Source organism: Luteibacter sp. CQ10, from assembly GCF_040900725.1.
Taxonomy (GTDB): domain Bacteria; phylum Pseudomonadota; class Gammaproteobacteria; order Xanthomonadales; family Rhodanobacteraceae; genus Luteibacter.
Genome location: NZ_JAEUYM010000001.1, coordinates 1,546,695 through 1,562,200 on the forward strand (window position 1 = coordinate 1,546,695; position 15,506 = coordinate 1,562,200).

Consider the following 15,506-nt stretch of genomic DNA (forward strand, 5'->3'; position numbering starts at 1 on the left):
ACGATCAAAATGGACGGTAGACTATCGGTATGACCGAATTCACCGACATCGCCTGCCCCTACTGCGGCGAAATCATCGACGTGGCCGTGGACGTTTCGGCCGGTAGCCAGACCTACACCGAGGATTGCCAGGTGTGCTGCCGCCCCATCGTGATGCGGCTGACGGTCGACGAGGGCGACGACAGCTTTTCGTTATCCGCGTCGACGGAAAACGACGGCTAGGCCGTCTCCGCGGGGCGTTCGTCCACCCCTGCTCCGTCCGTGACCGGAGCCACGTAGCGCGACGGCGGAACACCAGTATGTCGGGTGAAGGCCACGCTGAACGTGCTTGCCGAGCTGTAGCCGACACGCAGGGCGATGTCGCTTACGCTGGCGTTGGTGCGCTTGAGCAGGTCTTTCGCCAGCGCCATGCGCCAGGTAAGCAGGTATTCCATGGGGGCCACGCCCACCGCGCGTTGGAAACGCTCGAAGAACGCCGAGCGCGACAGCGCCGCTTCGCTCGCCAGTTGCGGCACCGTCCAGCCGCGCGCCGGATCCTCGTGCATGCGCCGCAAGGCGGCCGCCAGGCGCTCGTCCGCGAGCCCTCGCACCAGTCCCGGCAGCGCGTCGGTGGCCGGCAGGGAACGCAGCGCCTCGATGAAAAGCACTTCGAGCAGCCTAGCGATCACGATGTCGCGTGCCGGCAGCCGTGCCCGTGATTCCTCGCCGACCAGTTGCACCAGGGTGGTGAGCCGCCGCTGGTTGCGCACGTGCAGGAATTGCGGAAGCAGCGACACCAGGAGCGACGCATCGGGCGAGGCGAACACGCAGTGCCCCACCAGCGAGCGCATGTCCACCGCATCGTCCGGCGAGCCGAGCCGGAATTCGCTGTTGCCCAACGCTTCGGGCACCGAATGGCTATCGTCGAGCGGCGGTTCGAAGCTCGTCATCGTGAAATCGAGGGCGGCGGGAATGAGTACGAAGTCGCCCTCCTCGAGCACGACGGGCGGATGGCCGTCGACGGCGAGATGGAGCCGGCCTTCGAGCACCACGCCGTAGAAAGGCTGGCCGTATTCCGTGCGGCGCAGGCGCCAGCGCCCGGCTGCCGCAACCATCTTGAAATAGCCGGCGCCAGGCTGGAGAAGCGAAACCACCTCGGCAAGCGGGTCGGTCATGGCCGGACTCTCGCCAATGATTTAAGGACTTTGAATGGTAGCAAGTCCGACGGGCGGAACCTATCTTTTGTCGGGTCCCACCTTCCCCACCAAGGATCCGCCATGAAAACCGTCCTCATCACCGGCTGCTCGTCGGGCTTCGGCCTGGAAACCGCCCGCTATTTTCTCGACAAGGGCTGGAACGTCATCGCCACCATGCGGACGCCGCGCGAAGACCTGCTGCCTTCCTCCGAAAGGCTGCGCGTGCTTCCGCTCGACGTAAGCGACGCCACCAGCATTCGCGATGCACTGGCGGCGGCGGGGCCGATCGACGTGTTGGTGAACAATGCCGGCATCGGACTGCTCGGCGCGCTCGAGAGCCAGTCGATGGACGTCGTTCGCGACATCTTCGAAACCAACACGCTCGGCACCATCGCCCTGACCCAAGCGGTGATTCCCCAGTTCCGCGAGCGCGGCGAAGGCGCGGTGGTGAACGTGACGTCCACCGTCACCCTTCGCCCCCTCCCCCTCCTGCCGGTCTATACGGCCAGCAAGGCCGCCGTCAACGCGTTCACCGAATCCCTTGCGCTGGAACTCGAACCGCTCGGCGTACGCGTCCGACTCGTGTTGCCCGGCATGGCGCCGGAAACCCGCTTCGGCGCGAACGCGACGCCGCGCAGCATGCAGGCTGAGGCGCCCGAGGCTTATGTCGGTCTCATGCAGCAGGTGATGGCGGGTTTCCAGAATCCGGGTCCCATCACGCGGTCCATCGACGTAGCGGAAGCCGTCTGGCGGGCCGCCACGGATCCTGCCGTTCCCATGCGCTTGCCCGCAGGCGAGGATGCGAAGCTGTGGGCGGGCGAGGCGGCCTGAATCGAGACGGACGTCGCAAGACGAGGGCTGTCACGCCGTCAGGGCATCTCCGGCGCTAGTATGCTCGTTGTCATTCGAACGCTAGGAAACGAGCACATGAAGAAGCTGGCAAGCGGGATAGTTCTTGCGACGCTGCTGACGAGCGTCGCCCATGCGCAAACCAACGCAGGCGACCAGAAACCCGATCCCGACCTGCCCTTCAACATCACCAAGGTGGCCGACTTCCAGTTGCCCTGGCGCATCGCGTTCCTGCCCGACGGCCGCATGCTGGTGACCGAAAAGGTCGGTCACCTCCAGCTCGTGACCCCGCAGGGCGCCAAGACCGAGGTCCAGGGCGTGCCGCCGGTCTATTTCGAAGGCCAGAACGGCATGCTGGGCGTGTTTCTTTCGCCCCATTACGCCAAGGACCACAACGTGTATCTCACCTACGTCGCACCGGGTGATTACGGCGGTGGCCTGGCCATGGGGCGCGGAAAGCTCGTACTGGACGGCGACCAGGCCCGGCTCGACGGCTTCGAGGTGCTGTGGCGACAGATGCCCACCGGCAAGGGTGGCCAGGCCGGTGCTCAGATCGCTTTTTCACCCGACGGGAAGTATCTCTTCCTCACCGTCGGCGATCGCCAGCGCTTCACGCCCGCCCAGGATCCCGACCAACCCGTGGGCAAGATCCTGCGACTCACCCTCGACGGCAAACCGGCACCGGGCAACCCGTGGGCGGGCAAGGAAGGTGCGCGCACCATTCCCCTGATCGACCCGGCGGGCAATACCGAGGAGGCCAAGACGGCGAAGGTGGTGAGCACCTATACCTTCCCCGGCCCCAACCTGACGCCGGCCGAAACCTGGAGCATCGGCCATCGCACGCCCTATGGCCTGGCCTTCGCGCCGAACGGCCAGCTGTGGGAACTCGAGCACGGTCCGCGCGGCGGCGACGAACTGAACCTGATCCAGCGCGGCAAGAATTACGGCTGGCCCCTGGTGTCCTACGGCGTCAACTACGACGGCGTTTCCATTCCCACGCCCGACACGCGGCCGGATCTCGTCAAGCCGGTGATCTACTGGGTGCCGGTGATCGCGCCGGGCAATCTCATGTTCTACAAGGGCAACCTGTTCCCGCATTGGAAGGGCAGCGCCCTGCTCAGCGGCCTGGTCAGCATGGGCATCGTTCGCGTCACCTTCGACGGCAAGGGCGGCGCCACCGCGGTACAACGCTGGAACCTCGGCAAGCGCATCCGCGACGTCGAGGAGGCACCGGACGGTTCGCTGTGGATCCTCCAGGATGCATCGCCGGGCGGCCTGTTCCACCTGACACCGAAGTGATGCCGAAGGGCACCGCGGCCTGCGGCGCAATGCGCCGCAGGTCACAGTTTGCGACATGAAGCGGGACGTGGCGCCCGAAACGCCGGTGTGGATCATCATTCTGCAAGCGGTGCGGCAAGTCCCACCCTAGGTTGACGCGCGCCGCCCTGCGCATCCCGCGTGGGCCCTGCCATGGATCCGCGCATGTCCACCTTCTCCCGGGCGCTCATCGTCGCGCCCCTGCTCCTCGCCATGCCTCTTGCCGCGTCGGCCGCGACGCGGACGACGGTGGCTCCCGTGACGCTGCCCATCGAGGTTCTCGGCGACGGCAACCCCGATACGCCCCTGGTAGTCGAGGCGGACTTCTCGCTGACGGCCGACGATGCCGCCGCCACGACGGCGCTGTGGTTCGTCTGCCATCGGTGCGGCTTCTATGGCGCACCGGAATACGAAGCGACGACGCATGCACCGACGAAGGTCAAGGCGAGCGTGCGGGTGCTGGGCGATGCATCGCCCTCCAACACCACCCTACCGTGGACCGACATCACGGATGCGACCGTGTCCCTGCCCGACGCCGAGCGCATCCACGGCGGTATCGACGGCGGGTTCTACACCACGCACATCACCCTCGCGCTCGACGCATCGACACGCGCGCGGCTCGTCGCCGCCCCCGGCATCAACCGCGTGCAGTTCCGCTTCAACGGTACCGACGGGGAATCCAACGGCTTTCGCGTGGTCGACGTGCAATTCCGTGACGCGCAAGGCCAGCAACGCGACCGGCAAGGCACCGTGGCGGTCGACCCGAAGCTGGAGCGCACGGCGGGTGCGGTCTACACCGCGGATGTCGAGGCGGGACGCACCCTCTGGTACGCGCGTGACAACAACCGCAAGTCGTCCATCGTCGACCGCACCATCCATGCGGCCTGCGCGCAGTGCCACGCCGACAACGGGCGGGACCTCGAATACTTCAACTACTCCGACGCGGCCATCGAGGCACGCGCGCGATTCCATGGCCTGAGCGCCGTCCAGGCCGCCCAGATCGTCGCCTATCTGCGCTACTCGTTGCGCGACGTGCCTTTCGCCGCGCGCGCCCGGCCCTGGAATCCGCCCTATCAGCCCGGCCCCGGCATGGAATGCACGGGACCCGCGTGCGAAATCGACTGGGCGGCGGGCGCCGGTCTCGACGCCGTGCTCGACAACCCGTCCGACGCCATGGCGGCGTTGTTCGGCAAACCGGTGGGGAATCCCCTGGCACTCACGCAGGACGACATCGACCGCGTGATGGACCCGAACGCGACGATGAACGTGCGCGCCATGCCGGTGGCCATGCAGTTCCCCGACTGGAACGCATGGCTGCCCACCATCCATCCCGACGACGTCTGGCCGGACGGCACCGCCGGTGGATCGTTCGAGCAGGGCGCGCGCTTCAGTGCATCCGGCGATCGGGTGCTCGACCCCAACGGGCAGTACCACGCCATGGTGTCGTGGCTGACGAACCATCTCAACCCGAACGGCGTCCGCGGCGACTGGAGCCACCTGTCTCCCGCCGAACGCGAGCAGGCGCAAGCCATGTTCACGGCCTTCGGCTGGGAGGCCTATACCTTCATCGGGGGCGGTCGCGGCAACCACATCGCGACCAACGGCGTGTACGGCGCGCAGGTCGGCGCCGACGCGTTGCGGGCGATGGCATCCGCGTCGACCACGGCGCAGGGCGACCCCGCCGCGTTCACCCGTGAGGCGTTCGTCGAACGCGCCGTGAGCAGCATGTTGCACTGGAACGCCGTCAAGCAGTGGGAGGTCACCCAGGACTTCGCTCTGGAAGGCAACCAGACGTGGTTCATCGGCGATAAGGACCCGGTCTCGGGCGCCTGGCGCGGCCGGGGCGAAGCGCACGGTTGGGTCTTCAACACGCCGAGTGCGTTCTATCTCGCGCCCCACATGCTCTATCAGGACGCCTACGCTGCCGACGGATCGCATCGCGAGTGGATCCTCGGCTGGGAGACGGGAAACGTCGTCGCATCGTATTACCGGACGAACCAGTGGTACCAGTTGCAGATGACGCTCAACCCCGGCGGACAGAGCGGTTGGGTGAACTACCCGATGGACTGGCCGTATCTCACGGGGTTCGATGAAATCCTCGGCAACCTCGTCGGCGACGCGGACCCGGTGACCAAGGCGCAGCAGAGCACGCATTTCGTCCGCCTGCTCCAGGCGCGCATCAAGGCCGCGCAATACGTCGACAACGGCATCACGCTTTACGATCCGAACGAGCCCGACCTCGTCGCCAACGCCGGGCGTTACGGCCGTGCGCAAACGGAAAAACACCTGACGCCGACCAACTTCATGGACAACGGCGTCGCGCTCGGCATCTGGCCGTCGAAATTCCGCTTCCTCGACGATCTGCAACCGGGATTGTTCCTCCAGGTCGTCAACGGCGCCATCGCTCAGTTCAATGCGCTCTATGCCGCCACCGATGCGGCCGCCTGGCGACGGTGCGATCCGGCGAACACGATGCTCGGCGATACGGAGACGTACTCGGGCTTCCGCTACTGCCTCGATGCCCGCCGCACGCCGATGGGCACCGACGGTGACGGACGCAGGTACATGATCCAGGACGCCTACTACCGCTCGAGCACGGAACAGACCGACCAGTTCGGCGTATGGGAGGCCACCCGGATGGGTGCCGAACCCAGGCGCCTTGCCACCTGGTCGGCATGGGTCGACCGCATGTGGCCCGCATCGGCCCCCTGATGGCGCGCCACCGCTCCGGGCAGGGAACGATTGCGCAAGCCCGCACGGGTGGTGCGCGCCATGATGACGCTTTCCCCGACCGGAGCCTCCCATGAGCACGCCTCCACTCCTCACTCCCGATGACTGCGCCGTCGTGTTGGTCGATGAACAGGCGGGCCTCGCGTTCGCCGCGGGGTCCCAGGACCGTCAGGTACTCCGCGGCAATGCCGTGGCGCTCGCGCGCACGGCGGTCGCATTCGGCATCCCGGTCGTCGTCAGCACATCGGCATCGAAGGTCTACAGCGGTCCGCTGATGCCGCCACTCCGCGCGGTGCTGCCGGACGTCGTTCCCATCGAGCGGCGAAACATGAATCTGTGGGAAGACGATGCGGCGCGAGCGGCGGTCCAAGCCACGGGTCGCAAGACCCTCGTGGTGGCCGGCCTCCTGACCGAGGCGTGCGTGACCTTTCCCGTGCTTTCGGCGCTCAACGACGGTTATCGCGTCCACGTGGTCGCGGACGCCTGCGGCGGGCTCACGGTGGCGAGCCACGAGGCGGCGCTCCGCCGGCTCGAGCAGGCGGGCGCGGTGCTCACGTCGTGGCTCCAGTTCCTGCTGGAGATGCAGCGTGACTGGACGCGGCATGAAACGTATGAGGCCGCGCGCGGCATCGTCGTCGACCATGGCGGTGGATACGGCATTGGCCTCGATTACGCCCGGGACACGATAAAGCCCGCCTGAGCGGATACGCGCGACAGGCATCGACGGCACGTGCATGCACTCCTCACCAGCCGATGAGTACCTGCACGCTGCCGTAGTTGCCGTCGGTGCCGCCCGCGTCGCGAATGGTGCGGCCGGCACGGAAATGGTCCCCCTCGATGGAGAAGGTGATGCCTGGGCGCCACTTCCAGTCGAGGCGAAGCTGTCCGTACATCCCCGTCCACGTGCCGCCATGGCCGGCCGTCCCGGCGAGAGCGTTGTTGGGCTGCACGTAGATCGCGTCGTTCGTGGTCCGCCGCCACTGCAATCCGACCGCGCCGAGCAGCGTGAGGGTGGATGCCGGCTTGAGCGTGATGCTCGGCTTGACGTGCACTAGGTTGGCGTAACCGGTGTAACCGGCGAGCGAGAAGTAGTAGCCGTTCGGAAAAAGCGGATTGAACGTGCCGAGCCGGCCGTCGCCGGGGCGCCCATCGCCGGAGGCCGTATCGACCTGCACGCCGAGGCGCGGCGTCCATGCAGTGTCCGTCAGCGTCCAACCCACGCGGGTGCCGACGGCCCAGGCGTGGATGGCGCTGTCGCCCACCCGTCCGCGTTGCCGCATGGCCTCGAGATCCCAGTCGAGCGGACCGCTCTTGCCGGCGAAGCGCACGTCGTCGACGTGGCGGCGTTCATTGCCGTGGGCATCGAGGAAACGCGCGTCGTCGCTGTCGTACCAGGCGTGGTAGTACGACAGTTCGTTCGTGCCCAGGACATGACGCTCGACGCGAACCATGTGGAACCGGTTGCCGGAGCCTGACGTATCGTCGAAGGCATGGTCGTCGCGATACTGCACAGGGTGGCTGAGGAAGGCGATGACCCGCCAGGGGCCACGTTCGAAGTTGGCCCACAGCGCGTCGAACGATTGCCGCACGTTGGGCCCGTCGCGCAGCGAGACGAAACGCTGCAGATCGAGTGCGAAATCCTGGCGTCCGACGCGGGCGCGTACCGTGCCGCCGAGCAGGTCGCCCTGCCAGGCGAGAAAGGCGAGGCGCACGTCCGCATGGTTGCGATCGGTCGGCCCCCAGCTCGCTTTCGCGAAAGGGCGAGCGTCTTCCAGTTGCACGAAGGCCAGCCACGGCGTGCCCCAGCGCAGGCCCGCATGCACCTGGAAGCGCTGCAGCAGATACGTGTCGTCGTCCCGCCCGATGCCGAAGGCCGGCGCGTTGTTGGTCTCCACGCGCTCGCGCAGCAACGCGCCGAAGGTGAGGTAGTGATCGCCTCCCGGGCCGAGCGGCATGTATTTCAGGGCATCGCCGGGTTGGCGGGGCACGGCCGGATCGGCCAGGACCGACCAGTCCTCCTGCCAGCGGTTGGGCAGGATGGCTGGACGATCCGGCGTCTTGACGAGGCCGTCGTTCGTCGTGGCCTTCTCATCGGGCACGTCCTGGGCGGAGACCGTGGCCGCGAGGAAGAAGGCCGCGACGAGCGGCAGACCGATGCGCTTCATTGCCCGCTGTGGACTTCGGCGACGTAGCCGCCGGGGAACTGCAGCATCGCGGCACGACGGTTGCCTTCAGCGTGCGCGTCGACCACGACCTTGGCGCCACTGTCCTTGGCGCGCTTGAGCGTGGCATCGAGGTCGCTGACCTCGTACCCGGTCAATTCCGTGCCGTAGGGCCAGTCGAGATGGCCGTCGGTCACGAGCACGGTCGCCTTGCCGTACATGGACTCGATGCTGATGCGACGGTAGGTCCCGTCCTTGCGGCCGAGCTCGATGCCCGGTGCATGGCGATCGTCGGACACGACCTTGCCGTGGGCGAACCGGACGAAGGCCTTGGTGAACGCATCGGCCGACTCGGCGGGGAGGTAGATGCGATTTTCCGGCACATGGTCGAACGCGGCGTACGCGGGCTTCTTCGTGTGCCAGTACAGCTGCATGTTGACGCCACCCGGCCAGGTGACCACCGCATCGCGCCCGATGGGATCGTCGAAGGGGGCGACCAGGGTGGCCGCACCGGCCGCGTTCGCCGCCTTGACGGCGGCATCGAGGTCGGTCACGAGATAACCGGTGCGTTCCAGGCCGAAGGGGTACGGCACCGGCGTACGGAAGCCGAAGACCGATACGGTGCCGACCGGTGTCTGCACGAGCTGGGACGACGTGCTCGACGGCGTCGGCGTCACGGTCACCACGACCTGCTTCGTCGACTGGCCGCCGAAGGTCGCCGTGAAGCTCTTGACGAACGCGTCGACGTCGCCGGGGGCGACATAGACATGGGTCGTGTCGTACTGCGCGCCGACGGCGTAGTTGGGTGCTTCGGCCAGGGCGGCCGAAGAGACGAGCAGCGCAAGGGATGCGACGAGGGTAGGCAGGCGCATGCGGAAAGTCCTTTGATCAGGGGGAAGACAGACCCTGCGCTAACGCGCGGGCGTTGACACCGATGAGGTGCGTGACCGAAGGCGGCTGGGCGCCACGGTGGAAGGTCGAAGCTTCGGTCTGGAGGTCCGCGCCGGCGTGGCTGAAGCGCTCGTGCTGGCGGAGGTGCTCGGCCCACGATTCGACCATGAACCACTCGACGACGCGCTCGGGATTTGCCGAGTCCTGGGTCACTCCCCAGGCGTAGGCGCCGTCACGCAACCGCTCCATGGAGAATCGCTCGAGGACGGCGAGGAAGTCGGCAAGCCGCTCGCGGGCGACGTCGTACTCGACGAGGATGAGAACAGGGCCGCGATCGTTGGCCACCGGTTCGGCGGTGAGCGGCTCCGCCCACTGGTGCGCCGAGGTCAGGTCGAGTTCGGCGGATGGCAGCGGCATGGCGCGCATGACGAACGCCGCGACGGCGAGGCCGGCCGCGCTCGCGAGCAGCGTGTAACCCACGCCCACCGCCTCGGCCAGCGCGCCCCAGCCGATGCTCCCCGCGGCCATCGCGCCATTGAACACGGTGAGGTAGACCGCGAGCGCCCTGCCCCGCACCCAGTTCGGCAGGATGCCCTGGGCGACGCCGTTGAAGGTGGTCAGCGACATGATCCATGCGCCGCCCAGTACCAGCAGCGCGATGAACGCGACGAGCTTGTCGGGAACGAGGGCCAGAACGACCATGACCAGCGCGGAGAGGAGCGCCGCACCGAGCAGCAGGGCATCCGCGGAGCACCGTGCGCGCATCTTCGGCAGCAGCAGCGCGCCGACGATGGCACCGGCGCCGACCGCGCCCATCAGCACGCCGTAGAACCCTGCCCCGCCTTTCAGCGTGCCGCGCGCGACCAGGGGCAGGAGCGCCCAGACGGCCGAAGCGAAGGCGAAGAACACCGCCGCCCGGATGAGCACGACGTGCAGCTCGCGGCTCGCCTTGGTATAGCGAAGTCCCGCCCGGAACGCCCCGAGGAAGTTTTCCGGCAGGGCCGTGTCCGCCGCGCTCTTTCGCCGCCACCAGACCAGCGCCGCGATGACGAGGAAGTAGCTGCACACGTCGGTGCCGTAGGTCACGGCGGCGCCCATGCCCGCGAGGATCAGGCCGCCGGCGGCGGGGCCGATGGCACGGGAGATGTTGACGCCCAGCGAGTTGAGGGAAACGGCGTCCTTGAGTTCCGACCGCTCGACCAGTTCGGGCACGATGGATTGCCAGGTCGGCCCGATCAGTGCCGCGCCGATCCCGCCGACGAACGTCAGCGCGACGAGCGCGGCGATGCTCAGGTTGTGGGTCGCCGCGAGCATCATGAGTGTCGCGCTGACGCACGCGAGGAGCACTTGCACGGCGATGAGGAAGCGGCGGCGATCGAGGATGTCGGACAACACGCCGGCCGGAATCGCGAGAAGGAAGATCGGCAGCGATCCCGCGGCCTGGATAAGCGAGACCGCCGCGGGGCCACCGCCCAGCTCGGTGACCATCCAGGAGCTGGCGATGTCGCGCATGAAGGTGCCGGTGTTGCCCAGCACCGTCGCCACCCAGAGGACGGCGAAGGTCGCGTGCTTGAGTGGCCTGAGGCTATCGGCCAGCCCGCCCTGTTCAGTGGCCATGGAAACGTCCCCGACGATCGAGCCAGCCCACATAGACGAACGCCCCTGCCAGGCCGAGGTGTTCGAAGAAGCCGTTCATCATCATATCGCGCGCGGACCCCGCCGATTCGTGCCACCAGGCGTTTGCGAGAAAGTTGGCGGCGAAGGTGAATAGCGCGAGGGCGAACGCGCCGAGCCAACGCAGGTGGCCGGTCAGGATGGCCAAGGAGCAGACGAGTTCGAACACGATGACGCCCGCCGCGAACAACACGGGAGGCGCCAAACCGAAATGCCGCATCTCGCCGATGGCGGCATCGAAGTCGATGAGCTTGCAGATGGCGCCCTGGAGGTATGCCGAACACAGCGCGAGAAGCGCGAGCCACGGCACGATGGTCATGCGAAGCGAGGCCGGGCGGTTCATACGGCCCAGCACGCGCAACCGAGCGCGCCCCAGAAGCTCTTGAAGTCATCGACCGGAAGCGGCGCCGCATGCGAGCGCCCGTGGTCGTGCCCGTGCACCGAACAGCCGGTCGCGCATCCGCAGGCGGCTTGCGGGCGCCGCTCGGCCTTGCCGATGCGCCGCTGCTGATCCGCCCACGCGGCATAGCCGCCATAGTCGTTGACCGGCGACCAGTCCGGCATCGCAGCCGGGACGGAGCTCTCATCGAGCGGGCCGAACGGACCGGCGGCATAGACGATCTTGCCGCCTACCATGGTCAGCAAGGAGGTCGTACCGACGATCTCGTCTTCGGCACACGCGAAGAAGTCGCGGTCGGGAATGATGAGATCGGCAAGCTGGCCTTCGGCGATGCGTCCCTTCTTGCCTTCCTCGTTGGAAAACCAGGTGACGTTCTCGGTCCACATGCGCAAGGCTTCCTCGCGATCGAGGCAATTGCGCTGCGGATAAAGGCGCAGCCCGCCCACGGTGCGACCCGTGGTCAGCCACGCAAGGGACACCCACGGGTTGTACGACGCCACGCGCGTCGCGTCCGTGCCGGCCGATACCTTCACGCCCGCATCGAGCATCTTGCGGACCGGCGGCGTCGCCTGGGCGGCACCGAGGCCGTAGCGTTCGACGAAGTATTCACCTTGGTAGGCCATGCGGTGCTGCACGGCTACGCCGCCGCCGAGTGCCGCGATGCGGTCGATGGATGCGTCGGAGATGGTTTCGGCGTGGTCGAAGAACCAGTGGATGCCGTCCAGCGGAATGTCCTGGGCCACCTTCTCGAAGACGTCCAGCGCCCGACTGATCGTCTCGTCATAGGTCGCATGCAACCGCCACGGCCAACGGTTCTGCGCGAGGATCCGGACCACCTCTTCGAGTTCGCCCTCCATCTCGGGGGCCATGTCGGGCCGGGGCTGGCGGAAGTCCTCGAAGTCGGCCGCGGAGAACACGAGCATCTCGCCCGCGCCGTTGTGACGGAAGTAGTCGTCGCCCTGCTGGTAGGTGACCGATGTCGTCCAAGCGAGGAAATCGTCCTTTTCCTGCTTGGGCTTTTGCGTAAAGAGGTTATAGGCGATGCGGATGGTCAGCTGGCCGGCGTCCGACAGCTGTTGCACGACCGCGTAGTCGTCGGGCCAGTTCTGCGAGCCGCCGCCCGCGTCGATGGCGCCGGTGATGCCGAGGCGGTTGAGTTCGCGCATGAAGTGCCGGGTGGAATTGACCTGATACTCGAGCGGCAGCTTCGGTCCCTTCGCCAGGGTGGCGTAGAGGATGGAGGCGTTGGGCTTGGCGAGCAGCAGTCCGGTCGGATTGCCGCCGGCGTCGCGCAGGATCTCGCCACCGGGCGGATTGGGCGTGTCTTTCGTGTAACCACACACGCGCAACGCCGCGGCGTTGAGCAGCGCGCGGTCGTACAGGTGCAGGATGAACACCGGCGTGTCCGGTGCGACCGCGTTGAGTTCATCGATGGTCGGCAGCCGTTTCTCCACGAACTGGTGTTCGGTGAAGCCGCCGACCACGCGCACCCACTGCGGGGGCGGCGTGATTTCCACCTGCCTGCGGAGCATGCGCATGGCGTCGGCGAGGCTCGGCACGCCGTCCCAACGCAGTTCCATGTTGAAGTTCAGGCCACCGCGAATGAGGTGGAGGTGATTGTCGATGAGCCCGGGAAGCACCCGGCGCCCGCCGACGTCCACCACGTGCGTCCCCGGCCCGGCCAGCGCCAGCACCTCATGATCGTCGCCCACCTTGAGGAACCGGCCGTCGTGGATGGCCACGGCGCTTGCCGTGGGCCGGCGGCGGTCGAGCGTGGTGAACAGGCCTCGGTGCAGGATGAGGTCCGGGACGGGAACGTGTGACATGGCAAAGCTCCGGGGATGGCTCAGGTGGGGTCGTCGTCGGACCGGGGCGTTTCGTTCTTCGAGATGGCGAAGCTCTTGCTGTGCCAGAGGCTGGCCCAGACGTCCGGATGTCCCTTCGCCCACGACACGGCCGCCTCGCCGGCGAGCATGCCGAGCAGGCCAAGGAGGGCGATCATCGGCGGCGCCGGCGAACGCACGCCGAAGAAGCCGTACGCGACGCCGACGGCGAGTCCGAAGCCGAGCGAAATCAGATAGGGCGACATGGCCTTAACCCGCCTCGGACGCGTGTTCGCCGAGCGCCCACTTGGAGAAGCGCACCTGGATGCCGTACGGCGTCAGCGCACGCAGGATGTCCATCACGCCCTCGTACGTGCCCGAACGTGCCCAGTCCTGCTGGAGCTCGAACACGAACTGCAGCGTGGTCATCGGCACGGCGCCGGCCTGGACCATGCGCTGCACGGCGCGTTCGTGCGCTTCCACGCTCGTATCGCCGCAAGCGTCGGTGACGACGGTCACGTCGAAGCCTTCGCGCAGCATGTCGAGCGTGGGGAAGTTCACGCAGGCGCCCGTCCACAGACCCGCGAGCACGAAGCGCTTCCTCCCCGTGGCCGCCACGGCCTTGCGGAAGTCCTCGTTCAGCCATGAATTGATGGAAGTGCGGTCGATGACGGTCTGGCCGGGAAAAACGTCTTCGGTGACTTCCGGCATGAAGGGGCCGGAGAAACTGTCCTTGGCGACGGTCGTCAGCACGGTCGGCACCTTGAAGAGCTTCGCGGCGCGGGCGAGGATCTGCACGTTGTCCATGATGACCTTGCGATCATGGCTCTGGACGCCCTGGAACATCGCCGGCTGGAAGTCGATGAGCGCAAGCGCACAGTTGTCCGGAGTGATGAGTTCGTTGAACGACATGGGATGAGGCCTCGTTGATGTATCGCAGGCCGTTCCTGCGACTGGATTCACGTTACGCAGCGTGGCGGCGCACGAATAGAAGCTTTGGAATCCGTCGTGCGGGCGGTTTGAAAAAAGCGCCGTTAGCGGAAGAATCCCCGCGCCTGCGCGATGGACACCGCGTGCGCACGGTTGCTCGCGCGCAACTTGGCCATGGCGTTGGACAGATACTCCTTGACGGTCTCCGGAGAGAGACCGAGACGCGACGCGATCTGCTTGTTCTCGAGCCCCGCGGCGACGCCACGGAGAACGTCGAGCTCGCGTTCGGACAAGACGTCGTCGCCCTGGAAATCGGCGAGTTGCCGGGCCACCTGCGCATCGATGCGATGTTCTCCGCGCTGGACCGCGCGAATGGCTTCGACCAGGTCGACGCCCATCGACGTCTTCAACAGGTACGCCTGAGCGCCTGCGTGGAGCGCACGGCGTGCCACGCCGTCGCCGCCGAAGGTGGTCACGACGATGCTCCGGGCCGCGGGATCGATCTGGCGGATGCCCAGGATCACGCGCTCCCCGGGCATGTCGGGAAGCACCATGTCGATCAGCGTGACGTCGGGTCGGTGCTGGCCGAAGAGCGCGATGGCTTCCTGTCCCGTGGCTGCTTCGGCGACGACGCACACGTCATCGGAACCCGCGAGGATGGCGACGAGTCCCGCGCGGAACACCGGATGATCGTCGACGACCAGGACGCGAATGGGTCGGACCGGGACGCGGGCCGGGGATGCCCCCTGACGTTGTCCCGCAGGGACGGGCGGTCGTGCGGTCATGGGCGCGGCAGGCGCCTGTGGCGGAAACGTTTGCGTTGCATCGGACTCGTTCGTGTCGTTGAGGGAAGCGGTGGACGGCGGGCCAGGTCGCGCCCGGATGTCTTCCACGCGGTTTGATTTGCGATACGAATGGGGCGTCACGCCCATGGCGGACTTGAACGAGCGGGTAAAGTGCGCCTGGTCGTTGAAACCGCACGCGATGGCTATGTCCGCGAGACTCCCGGTGGTATCGGAAAGCTGACGGCATGCGTATTCGATCCGTTTGCCATGGCGCCATCGATGCGGGCTTTCGCCGAACGTCACCTTGAACGCACGGCTGAAATAACCCCTCGACAGACGGCACGCCGAGGCCAGTTCGGTGACGGAAAGTCCGAGGTCGAGCCGCGCCAGCGCCACCTCCTTCACCGTCCGGACCTGCCATGCGGCCAGGCCGCTCTGTGGACGCGGCGCCTGGGCGGTGATGCCTTCCTGGTGCATTCGCAACGCCTGCGCGATGTAATGCGCGCAAGCGTCGCGGTCCGCTCTCTCGACATCCGCCATCTGGCGCAGCGCATGGTCCAGCAGTTGCTGCACGACGCGCACCGCCGACAGGCCGTCGTCGGACGCAGCCGACGGCAACGAGGTATCGATTCGCATAGAGCCACCATCTTCACAGCCAGAAGGCGGATGGGATGCTAGCCGCCCGCTCCATCGGATTGACCCCCTGTATGGGGGGGCATTTTCGTAGGAGCGACGTGTATCGCGAACGCGCGCACGATACGCATCGCGCCG

General features: G+C 67.0%; 14 protein-coding genes. 5 read left to right on the forward strand and 9 right to left on the reverse strand.

Features of this window, described 5'->3' with window-relative positions:
* The first annotated feature begins 29 nt into the window (after window positions 1-29).
* Window positions 30-221, forward strand: a complete 192-nt coding sequence (locus JNG39_RS06715; protein WP_144908422.1) for a CPXCG motif-containing cysteine-rich protein — start codon at window positions 30-32, stop codon at window positions 219-221.
* Here the strand turns inward: JNG39_RS06715 and JNG39_RS06720 are convergent.
* A complete protein-coding gene (locus JNG39_RS06720; RefSeq protein WP_368310384.1) occupies window positions 218-1,153 on the reverse strand; it encodes an AraC family transcriptional regulator in 936 nt (311 codons plus the stop codon). The two genes, JNG39_RS06715 and JNG39_RS06720, sit on opposite strands and share 4 nt — an antisense overlap.
* A 102-nt stretch (window positions 1,154-1,255) precedes the next feature.
* Here JNG39_RS06720 and JNG39_RS06725 point away from each other — a divergent pair, with 102 nt between their 5' ends.
* The 4 genes from JNG39_RS06725 to JNG39_RS06740 all read left to right on the forward strand — a co-directional run bounded on the left by JNG39_RS06725 (window position 1,256) and on the right by JNG39_RS06740 (window position 6,770).
* The gene (locus JNG39_RS06725; RefSeq protein ID WP_368310385.1) at window positions 1,256-2,005 is read left to right on the forward strand and encodes an SDR family oxidoreductase; all 750 of its coding nucleotides are present in this window, start codon (window positions 1,256-1,258) and stop codon (window positions 2,003-2,005) included.
* 96 nt (window positions 2,006-2,101) lie between these two features.
* Window positions 2,102-3,322: a PQQ-dependent sugar dehydrogenase gene (locus JNG39_RS06730; RefSeq protein WP_368310386.1), complete on the forward strand. Its 1,221-nt coding sequence runs from the start codon at window positions 2,102-2,104 to the stop codon at window positions 3,320-3,322.
* Between the two features lie 183 nt (window positions 3,323-3,505).
* Window positions 3,506-6,052: a hypothetical protein gene (locus JNG39_RS06735; protein WP_368310387.1), complete on the forward strand. Its 2,547-nt coding sequence runs from the start codon at window positions 3,506-3,508 to the stop codon at window positions 6,050-6,052.
* A 91-nt stretch (window positions 6,053-6,143) separates the two neighbouring features.
* Complete coding sequence (locus JNG39_RS06740) at window positions 6,144-6,770, forward strand: hydrolase (RefSeq protein ID WP_368310388.1); 627 nt, start codon at window positions 6,144-6,146, stop codon at window positions 6,768-6,770.
* A gap of 43 nt (window positions 6,771-6,813) precedes the next feature.
* Here the strand turns inward: JNG39_RS06740 and JNG39_RS06745 are convergent, their stop codons facing one another.
* The 8 genes from JNG39_RS06745 to JNG39_RS06780 all read right to left on the reverse strand — a co-directional run bounded on the left by JNG39_RS06745 (window position 6,814) and on the right by JNG39_RS06780 (window position 15,371).
* Window positions 6,814-8,235: an alginate export family protein gene (locus JNG39_RS06745; protein WP_368310389.1), complete on the reverse strand. Its 1,422-nt coding sequence runs from the start codon at window positions 8,233-8,235 to the stop codon at window positions 6,814-6,816.
* Window positions 8,232-9,104, reverse strand: a complete 873-nt coding sequence (locus JNG39_RS06750) for a glyoxalase (RefSeq protein ID WP_368310390.1) — start codon at window positions 9,102-9,104, stop codon at window positions 8,232-8,234. Before JNG39_RS06750 ends, JNG39_RS06745 begins: the two co-directional genes overlap by 4 nt.
* Window positions 9,105-9,120: 16 nt before the next feature.
* Window positions 9,121-10,740 (reverse strand): MFS transporter, encoded by a 1,620-nt coding sequence (locus tag JNG39_RS06755; RefSeq protein WP_368310391.1) that lies wholly within the window; start codon window positions 10,738-10,740, stop codon window positions 9,121-9,123.
* On the reverse strand, window positions 10,730-11,116 hold the full coding sequence (locus JNG39_RS06760; protein WP_368310392.1) for a DoxX family protein: 387 nt from the start codon (window positions 11,114-11,116) through the stop codon (window positions 10,730-10,732). Before JNG39_RS06760 ends, JNG39_RS06755 begins: the two co-directional genes overlap by 11 nt.
* A gap of 20 nt (window positions 11,117-11,136) precedes the next feature.
* Entirely contained in the window at window positions 11,137-13,023 is a 1,887-nt protein-coding gene (locus JNG39_RS06765; RefSeq protein WP_368310393.1) for an amidohydrolase, read from the reverse strand.
* Between the two features lie 20 nt (window positions 13,024-13,043).
* On the reverse strand, window positions 13,044-13,286 hold the full coding sequence (locus tag JNG39_RS06770; protein ID WP_368310394.1) for a DUF1427 family protein: 243 nt from the start codon (window positions 13,284-13,286) through the stop codon (window positions 13,044-13,046).
* Between the two features lie 4 nt (window positions 13,287-13,290).
* Window positions 13,291-13,932, reverse strand: coding sequence for a hydrolase (locus tag JNG39_RS06775; protein WP_247366521.1), 642 nt, complete (start codon window positions 13,930-13,932; stop codon window positions 13,291-13,293).
* Window positions 13,933-14,054: 122 nt separating this feature from the next.
* Complete coding sequence (locus JNG39_RS06780; RefSeq protein WP_368310395.1) at window positions 14,055-15,371, reverse strand: AraC family transcriptional regulator; 1,317 nt, start codon at window positions 15,369-15,371, stop codon at window positions 14,055-14,057.
* Window positions 15,372-15,506: the final 135 nt, after the last annotated feature.

What these genes read in the sequence shown, in the direction of transcription:
- JNG39_RS06750 (WP_368310390.1), bottom strand. Translation starts at nt 9,104, where the DNA reads ATGCGCCTGCCTACCCTCGTCGCATCCCTTGCGCTGCTCGTCTCTTCG.
- JNG39_RS06745 (WP_368310389.1), bottom strand. Translation starts at nt 8,235, where the DNA reads ATGAAGCGCATCGGTCTGCCGCTCGTCGCGGCCTTCTTCCTCGCGGCC.
- JNG39_RS06720 (WP_368310384.1), bottom strand. Translation starts at nt 1,153, where the DNA reads ATGACCGACCCGCTTGCCGAGGTGGTTTCGCTTCTCCAGCCTGGCGCC.
- JNG39_RS06735 (WP_368310387.1), top strand. Translation starts at nt 3,506, where the DNA reads ATGTCCACCTTCTCCCGGGCGCTCATCGTCGCGCCCCTGCTCCTCGCC.
- JNG39_RS06740 (WP_368310388.1), top strand. Translation starts at nt 6,144, where the DNA reads ATGAGCACGCCTCCACTCCTCACTCCCGATGACTGCGCCGTCGTGTTG.
- JNG39_RS06725 (WP_368310385.1), top strand. Translation starts at nt 1,256, where the DNA reads ATGAAAACCGTCCTCATCACCGGCTGCTCGTCGGGCTTCGGCCTGGAA.
- JNG39_RS06770 (WP_368310394.1), bottom strand. Translation starts at nt 13,286, where the DNA reads ATGTCGCCCTATCTGATTTCGCTCGGCTTCGGACTCGCCGTCGGCGTC.
- JNG39_RS06760 (WP_368310392.1), bottom strand. Translation starts at nt 11,116, where the DNA reads ATGACCATCGTGCCGTGGCTCGCGCTTCTCGCGCTGTGTTCGGCATAC.
- JNG39_RS06775 (WP_247366521.1), bottom strand. Translation starts at nt 13,932, where the DNA reads ATGTCGTTCAACGAACTCATCACTCCGGACAACTGTGCGCTTGCGCTC.
- JNG39_RS06755 (WP_368310391.1), bottom strand. Translation starts at nt 10,740, where the DNA reads ATGGCCACTGAACAGGGCGGGCTGGCCGATAGCCTCAGGCCACTCAAG.
- JNG39_RS06765 (WP_368310393.1), bottom strand. Translation starts at nt 13,023, where the DNA reads ATGTCACACGTTCCCGTCCCGGACCTCATCCTGCACCGAGGCCTGTTC.
- JNG39_RS06715 (WP_144908422.1), top strand. Translation starts at nt 30, where the DNA reads ATGACCGAATTCACCGACATCGCCTGCCCCTACTGCGGCGAAATCATC.
- JNG39_RS06780 (WP_368310395.1), bottom strand. Translation starts at nt 15,371, where the DNA reads ATGCGAATCGATACCTCGTTGCCGTCGGCTGCGTCCGACGACGGCCTG.
- JNG39_RS06730 (WP_368310386.1), top strand. Translation starts at nt 2,102, where the DNA reads ATGAAGAAGCTGGCAAGCGGGATAGTTCTTGCGACGCTGCTGACGAGC.